Source organism: Butyrivibrio sp. WCD2001 (genome assembly GCF_000424485.1).
Taxonomy (GTDB): Bacteria; Bacillota; Clostridia; order Lachnospirales; family Lachnospiraceae; genus Butyrivibrio.
The window spans coordinates 23,621-30,357 of record NZ_AUJZ01000026.1 but is presented as its reverse complement, the minus strand read 5'-3'; the positions used below and the strand labels follow the sequence as shown (position 1 = coordinate 30,357).

Here is a 6,737-nt window from a genome sequence, read left to right as displayed (position 1 = left end):
CGATGTACTCGCGTTTATGGTCAGCGCACTGTTTTTCGGCATTCCAGAAAGGCTTGTCGATATAGGCATAACCATTCTGACACCTTACTTTGCTTGTGATCCAAGGCTCGTTAATCTTCAGTTCCATACCATCACCTCCTTGGTATAATTATACCAAGGAATTAACGGAATTGAAAGCAAAATGTGCTATTTTGATACAATATTTTGTGGCTGCAAAGCCAGTAAACACAAGGCTTTGAGAAAACAAATCAAGCGGATTTATACCTTAACCTTGGTATAAATTCACGGGAGCTTAGGTTTAGAAGTAGAAATTGAAGCAGCTAATATTAGTCTTGATAAAGACTGTGAGTTAAAGCGGTTGATAAAGGATGTTGTTAGTGTTATACAGGAGTACAAGAATAACCAGCAAACTTCTATTCCGGCAAAAACATATAGTACTATGTTTGGCGGTATCAAACATTGGGGTGATTCCGCGGCTGATAGGGCAATAGTGGCATGGAATCAAAATATGTCGTTATTATCTCCATGGACACAACTTACTGGGATTGATATTTTAGACGAGAATATTGTATCTGTAATTCAGTTTAGGAATGATATAACGCATAGAGGGTTTCAGGGGCTTCCTGAGGACGTGGCGTTGACAACATTCGCATTAATGGTTCTTGTCTATGTTATGGCATTAAAAAGGGTGGGACTTGATGATAAGATAATACAAGATGTTATGGCAAGGAGGCTTGTTGGGTAAGCTACTTACCACGGTCGGTATTGCAGGAGGATGATAATGCATGAATTATTATTTTGAAGGCTCTGATAAAAAGTGTTATTTCATATTATTAAAGAAATTAGGAAGAATCAAAAATGTGTGTGGATGAAATAATAACAGCGGCAGTTGAACCAGCGAATAAATTAATAGATGCAGTAAGTAGTGCAATAGGGAAGGCTTATGAACCGAGATATAATAGAAGAATGGCAGATGCTAAGGCTTATGAGTTGAGAGTAATAGGAGAAGAGTTAAGAAATAACATGGATTTGCCTATTGCATATAATTCTTCTGGAGTATTTAATGTTGATACTTCTGATTTTGAAGCATTAGCAAAACGTGCAGGAAGAAGGATTGCATATCAGGAAATTGCAAAAGCATGAAAGCAGGAAAATATGGAAACCATAATTGATGGGGCATATTATTCGCTTAAAGGTATTAAAGATGCTAAAGATGGCGAGATTTCAAGAGAATGGATGCATAGATTTATAGATGCAGCAGGTGATATAAGTACGGAAGATCTTCAGACTATTTGGAGCAAAGTCTTGGCTGGAGAAGTTTTGGACCCAGAGGCATTTTCACTTAGAACTTTAGAATGTCTTAGGAATATGGATGTAAGAGATGCAAAATTATTTGAAAAACTATGTGACATAGCTATTTCTAATAAATTTGTAATAAATGATATGGATGTCCTTGAGGAGAAGGGGTTATCATACGAGTCCATACTTGAGCTTGATGAGGCTGGGATAATTAATTCTTCGGGCATGATCAAACGAGAAATACATATAGATTCAGATGGAGGAATTGTTATTGATTTTGGATCCTATGTTCTAATAGGAAAGAGTGAAGACGAGAAGGTTATTATTATAAATGAGTTTCCTCTTACATTAGCTGGAAAAGAGTTGAGTGCAATTATAGGTGGTAATCTAGATCTAGATACAATCAAAAGTATATGCTCAGTTGTATCAAAGAGAAATAGAAGAACAAACTTTAGCCTTTGCGAGGTGGAATGTAGAGATGGTGAAATTATTACATGTTCAGATGAAAGTATTCCTTTTTGGAGTTAGAGGAATAAGGTAGAAAGAATAAGACATAAACAATTCTGAGATGCAGGATTTAATTCCTGCATTTCTCTATTTGTACACCGCCCGGGCCATCTATCAGGGTAATAGATATGAAGAAGGTGTTGAAATGATAGCTACTAATCATCTTTTACTGAAATTCATAAGTAAAGAATCCTATGTGAATGACTTCCTCAATGGCAGTCTTTATATGAATTCATTGCATTATTTTTGGAATGAATATCCGCTTCTTCAAGGGATCAGTAGGAAAGAATCAATCACTACCGAGAATATAGAGACTAATACTAACAATATAGCAGGGACTACTGATTATAAAATGTCTCCTGCTCAGGCGGATATGCTTGAAGGGACTGCAGGTTTTGCAATATCAGAAGATATTAAGAATGATTTTGGGGAATATGTACTTACAGATGCTATGTTAAGGGCTGTGGGCTTTCAATATTGTAATACCCTATGTTTTTATAGGCTTGATTATGTACATGAGCAGCCATACATAAATTACGATGTCCCGGATATGAGTCAGTTCGGAGAATATGTTGTTATTATAAAAGATAAAGGTGAATTGCTTAGAAGGATTGCAGCAGCTTCAATACGTGAGAATATTTATTTTCTGAGCGGAGATGTTCGTTATAAAGCACCTAGGTATGATGGAGAAGAAACTGATTTAAGCGAAAGACATCATGTTTTTATAAAGGCAGGGCAATATTTTGACCTTAACGATTTCAAGATAACAAGAGAATGTGACTGTTTTCAAAAAATGAATAAGTATTCATGGCAAAAAGAATGGCGCGTGGCAATTTATCGGGGAGTTAAGAGCACCGAGGCATATAAACTTGAGATTGGAGATATCAGGGATATAGCAGAATGTGTTCCGGCAAAGGACTTGGCGATGAAACTTGATGCGCTGTTTGCGAGTAATAAGATAAGAATTAGTGATAAAGGATTCTACGGAAACATAAGTCGTAGGGACTTGAGGGAGAAGTATTATCTGCTTGGAGATAATAAGGCGGAAATGTTTTTCTGTATAGGATAATCAGGTGCTACCAATTTACTATATATTCTTTGATATATTATATGTAAAAGTTTATACTTACATTTGGAAAACAAATATCATCTCAAAAATTTGGTACAATCATAAGGTACGTGTGGTTGAGGATTAACCTTGCATTGCTGAAGGGATGGCGTTTCTTAGGGGAGTTTTTATATATGGGATTAAATCAATCAGATGATTTATTTATGCTTCAGGTAAGGCTATTTCGCCTGGCACAAGCTAGATGGGATAAAACAGTAGATGAATGCGAGCAGATTTTTAATGAGTATCAGATAAATGAATATATCAAGACGTGTTATGAGTTTTTTCATGTTCAGGGTGATGAAGCTGATATCATAGAGATAGAGGAATATTTAAAAACAAAAGGATTTTCAATATGATTATTGAGGTTGGTAAGCCATGGTATCATGGTAGCTATACGATAGTTGATAAGCCTGATTTAGCTAAATGTCTGGAGGGCAAAGACTTCGGAAGAGGTTTTTATCTTACTACAGATGATAATCAGGCTAAACGCTTTGTAAAATCATCTATAGGTAAGGCTATAAAGAATGGTGCAGAAAATGTTGAAGAAGACCGTGGTTATTTAAATGTCTATAATCATTCAGAACTTGAAGGGATAGAGGTTTTCGAATTTCCAACAGCTGACAGAGACTGGCTGCATTGTGTAGCAGCACATAGAAAAAGTAATCTTTTGAAAGATGAAGTTAAGAAGTGGGAAGCATATGATATTATTGCAGGGAAGATAGCGAATGATGCAACGAACCAGGTTATTACGGCTTATATTAATGGGCTTTATGGTGCTGTGGGATCAGACACTGCTGATGAAACTGCAATTAGGCTATTGATGCCGGAAAAGCTAACTGATCAAATATGTATCAGGACAGAAAAAGCATTAGAAAGACTGATATTTTTAGAATCTATTGAACATACTATATAGAGGAATCGAAATATGGTTGTAAGTAAGTATGAATATACGATGCAGTTATTAGCAGCAATGGCATCGCAGAATATTGCGCGAGAGCAGAAAATATCAAGGACTAAAGCTTTTTTTAGGTTTATGAAATCTAAAACGGGCGAAATGCTGTTTGATGAGAGTACAGATATGTGGATGAATGGGCCTGACTATATTGCGGACGAATATAGAAGGGAAAGAGCTGCTAAAAAGAGAAGAAAGAGTCATTGAATTAAGGAGATAACTATTATGAAAGAATATAAAGTTGGATATGTTGCAGGTGTTTTTGATTTATTCCATTTGGGTCATTTGAACCTTATGAGAAATGCAAAGACTAAGTGTGATTATCTTATTGCAGGTGTTTTGGAGGATGACCTTGTTATCCATTTCAAGGGGAAGGCTCCGTTCATACCGCATGAAGAGAGAATGGATATTGTTGGTGCATGTAGGTATGTGGATAAGGTTGTTCCGGTAGACTTTTCCAATATAGCTAAGATGGATGCCTGGAAGAAGAATCCGTATGACTGTTTCTTCTCCGGTAATGATTATGAAGGAAATCCCGTATGGGAGTATGAGAGAAAGCAGCTTAATGAAGTTGGATCAGATATCTATTTCTTCCCTTATACTCAGTCGACAAGTTCTACACAGATTAAGCGTGCGCTTAAGGGACATGACGGCTATGATGATGCGGATAAGAGGAATCTTGTGATTGATTTCTGCAAGGATCTTGATAAGCTCTACATCTATGGTGCGGGTAAATATGGTCAGGAGATGGCGAAGTTTTTGTATGAGAATGCTATCCGCTTCGATGGCTACATGGTTTCTGATATCACTAAGCTTAATCAGCCGGTTAAGGATCATCCGGTATTTGATGTGGACGCAGTTCGTCCGGATGAGCGTACCGGTATCATCATGGCGATGAAGGAAGAATTCCAGAATGAAGTAAGGCCGCAACTTAAGGAGAAGGGATTTGATAAGCTATTTAATGTATTGCAGCTGAAGTGATAGGGGGTCAGTCCTTTACGGATATAGAGATCCGTTCTGAGAGACCGTTAGCAGAGTATACGTAGACATAGCAGTCTCCATTTCCTGTGGCAGAGATTTTTCCGGAGTTATCTACTGCCGCCACTTTGGGGTCTGATGATACGTATCTTAATTTTGCAACCTTTTTATTGGGGAGGGGCTTCAAATTGCCCTTCTCCATTTTTATTTTTGCGTTTAATTTGATAGAGGAGCCGGAAATGAGACTTGCGCTATCTATTGGAAGCTCGATGGATTTGGGGTTTGTGTATTTCTTGCTCTTTTTTCCTGCAACATAGGAAGTTACGGATGTTCCGGCTATGTTTCCACTCTTGTCGTAAGCGACAACATATATCTTGTAATTCTTTTTGGCGTTGAGCTTTTTGCCGCCAATTTTTCCGATTATTACAGAGTTTCCCTTGGTGGTTTTGTTGGGCTTTGCCCCGAATTTTTTATCCAGATACGCTGCAAAAACTCCATACTTGTAGACACCAGGCTCTTTTTGCCAGCTTACCTTGAGGTTGTTTCCGGGTTGTGTGACTTTGATGGAGGAATAGAGACCTGTGGGGGAGTCAGTCTGGTTAAGTGTTTGATCATGAGAGTCGGAGTTGTTTTGATGCTGATTTGAGTTTTGGGTTGGATCCTGATTTTGGTTCTGGTTATATTGGTTTTGCTGGTTGTTATCAGGTGCCTGGTTAGCAGGAAATGCTTCTTCATATTTAGGCGCATTGGTAGTAATGCCGGAGATGTAAGGATCAAGAGTCTTTATCTCATCGACAGTGTTTATTGTCCAGATTTCTATAGGCATATGATTTGTTTTTGACAACTCTATCATGGTATTTGTCATATCGCTGAACATGAGATCAAGGAATACATCATTAGAACCGGATCGGAGGCCGATAGCTGTGTTGATGATGGATTGTTCCTTGTCTTTGATTTGTGAAACTATGTAGCCTAGTCTGGCATAGGGATCTTTTGCTTTTACCCAGGTAAGAAATCCTGAGTTGAAGGAGATCCAGGTTACATTTCCCTGAAGACCGGCCTCAGTTACCATGTCTACAAGCATATTTATCTGGCTTACCTGATAGCTGCCGTTGCTTTTGAGCTCTATGTAGGGGTGAAGTCCACGATTTTTGCAGAGTGTGAGAAAGTCCTCGAAGGTGGAGATTTTTGTTCCTTTGTATGCCTGGCTTTTCCAAATGCCAAAGTCGTACTGGAGTGCTTCGGCATAGGTGATGTTGCTTATATTTATGGCTGGAGTGATTTCACTTCCATCTGAGTTTCTTGCTGTTCTATTTATGGTTGCATCGTGTAAGAGCACGGGAATACCATCGCTGGTGAAGGAGATGTCTGCTTCTACATATTGAAATCCCATGGAATAAGAGAGCTCGTACGCGGGGAGGGTGTTCTCGGGAGCGATTGTATTGTAACCTCTGTGACTTACGCTTTTTACAGTATTAGTCGCATTACCATCTGCTATGGTTGTTTGCGCAGATGTGGTAATGGGCATAAGTAGAAGTATTAGTGTTGTGATGATAAGTGTAAGTGAGGTAGTTCGCTTCATAGGGGTGTCCTGTACTGTTGATTAGGTTTTGTTGTGAAATGCAGGTATGCTGTTGCTAAAAATTTTGTTTTGGCGCCCACAAACAATCAAACAAAGCCATAATGCTGGTTAAATACACTTACATTATGACTCACAATCATTAAAACAAGATTGAAATCCTATTAAATTAGGATAAATTCGAGATTTTGGGTGTTATTGTGTTTGCTTAGCTATATGTTTAGGTGTTCGCGTAAATCCGAGTTGGGGTTTTCTGGTTGGAGATTTATCCGCTGGCTATGTTTAACTCGTGTGGATAGACCTTTTGTGGA

General features: G+C 38.2%; 9 protein-coding genes. 8 read left to right on the top strand and 1 reads right to left on the bottom strand.

Translation table 11 applies throughout. The features are described from left to right. Positions 1 to 358: 358 nt before the first annotated feature. From G630_RS0115950 to G630_RS24365, 8 genes are all read left to right on the top strand, one after another. On the top strand, positions 359 to 745 hold the full coding sequence (locus G630_RS0115950) for a hypothetical protein (protein ID WP_026499168.1): 387 nt from the start codon (positions 359 to 361) through the stop codon (positions 743 to 745). A 119-nt stretch (positions 746 to 864) separates the two neighbouring features. Next, complete coding sequence (locus G630_RS0115945) at positions 865 to 1,143, top strand: hypothetical protein (RefSeq protein ID WP_155832011.1); 279 nt, start codon at positions 865 to 867, stop codon at positions 1,141 to 1,143. Positions 1,144 to 1,155: 12 nt separating this feature from the next. Next, entirely contained in the window at positions 1,156 to 1,827 is a 672-nt protein-coding gene (locus tag G630_RS0115940) for a DUF2806 domain-containing protein (protein ID WP_026499166.1), read from the top strand. 124 nt (positions 1,828 to 1,951) lie between these two features. Beyond that, positions 1,952 to 2,875: a hypothetical protein gene (locus G630_RS0115935; RefSeq protein WP_155832010.1), complete on the top strand. Its 924-nt coding sequence runs from the start codon at positions 1,952 to 1,954 to the stop codon at positions 2,873 to 2,875. A gap of 173 nt (positions 2,876 to 3,048) precedes the next feature. Then, complete coding sequence (locus G630_RS0115930) at positions 3,049 to 3,273, top strand: DUF3791 domain-containing protein (RefSeq protein ID WP_026499164.1); 225 nt, start codon at positions 3,049 to 3,051, stop codon at positions 3,271 to 3,273. Continuing rightward, entirely contained in the window at positions 3,270 to 3,830 is a 561-nt protein-coding gene (locus G630_RS0115925) for a DUF3990 domain-containing protein (protein WP_044959546.1), read from the top strand. Before G630_RS0115930 ends, G630_RS0115925 begins: the two co-directional genes overlap by 4 nt. Positions 3,831 to 3,950: 120 nt before the next feature. Continuing rightward, on the top strand, positions 3,951 to 4,076 hold the full coding sequence (locus G630_RS25630; protein WP_256379756.1) for a hypothetical protein: 126 nt from the start codon (positions 3,951 to 3,953) through the stop codon (positions 4,074 to 4,076). 18 nt (positions 4,077 to 4,094) lie between these two features. Further along, positions 4,095 to 4,850, top strand: a complete 756-nt coding sequence (locus G630_RS24365) for an adenylyltransferase/cytidyltransferase family protein (protein ID WP_081668007.1) — start codon at positions 4,095 to 4,097, stop codon at positions 4,848 to 4,850. A gap of 7 nt (positions 4,851 to 4,857) precedes the next feature. On the opposite strand, the gene G630_RS23860 is transcribed toward G630_RS24365, so the two are convergent. Next, positions 4,858 to 6,429 (bottom strand): glycerophosphodiester phosphodiesterase, encoded by a 1,572-nt coding sequence (locus tag G630_RS23860; protein WP_049946262.1) that lies wholly within the window; start codon positions 6,427 to 6,429, stop codon positions 4,858 to 4,860. Positions 6,430 to 6,737: the final 308 nt, after the last annotated feature.

Excerpts from the sequence above, each read along its gene's own strand:
- G630_RS0115940 (WP_026499166.1), top strand. The coding sequence starts at position 1,156 with ATGGAAACCATAATTGATGGGGCATATTATTCGCTTAAAGGTATTAAA.
- G630_RS0115925 (WP_044959546.1), top strand. The coding sequence starts at position 3,270 with ATGATTATTGAGGTTGGTAAGCCATGGTATCATGGTAGCTATACGATA.
- G630_RS0115935 (WP_155832010.1), top strand. The coding sequence starts at position 1,952 with ATGATAGCTACTAATCATCTTTTACTGAAATTCATAAGTAAAGAATCC.
- G630_RS0115930 (WP_026499164.1), top strand. The coding sequence starts at position 3,049 with ATGGGATTAAATCAATCAGATGATTTATTTATGCTTCAGGTAAGGCTA.
- G630_RS24365 (WP_081668007.1), top strand. The coding sequence starts at position 4,095 with ATGAAAGAATATAAAGTTGGATATGTTGCAGGTGTTTTTGATTTATTC.
- G630_RS23860 (WP_049946262.1), bottom strand. The coding sequence starts at position 6,429 with ATGAAGCGAACTACCTCACTTACACTTATCATCACAACACTAATACTT.
- G630_RS25630 (WP_256379756.1), top strand. The coding sequence starts at position 3,951 with ATGAAATCTAAAACGGGCGAAATGCTGTTTGATGAGAGTACAGATATG.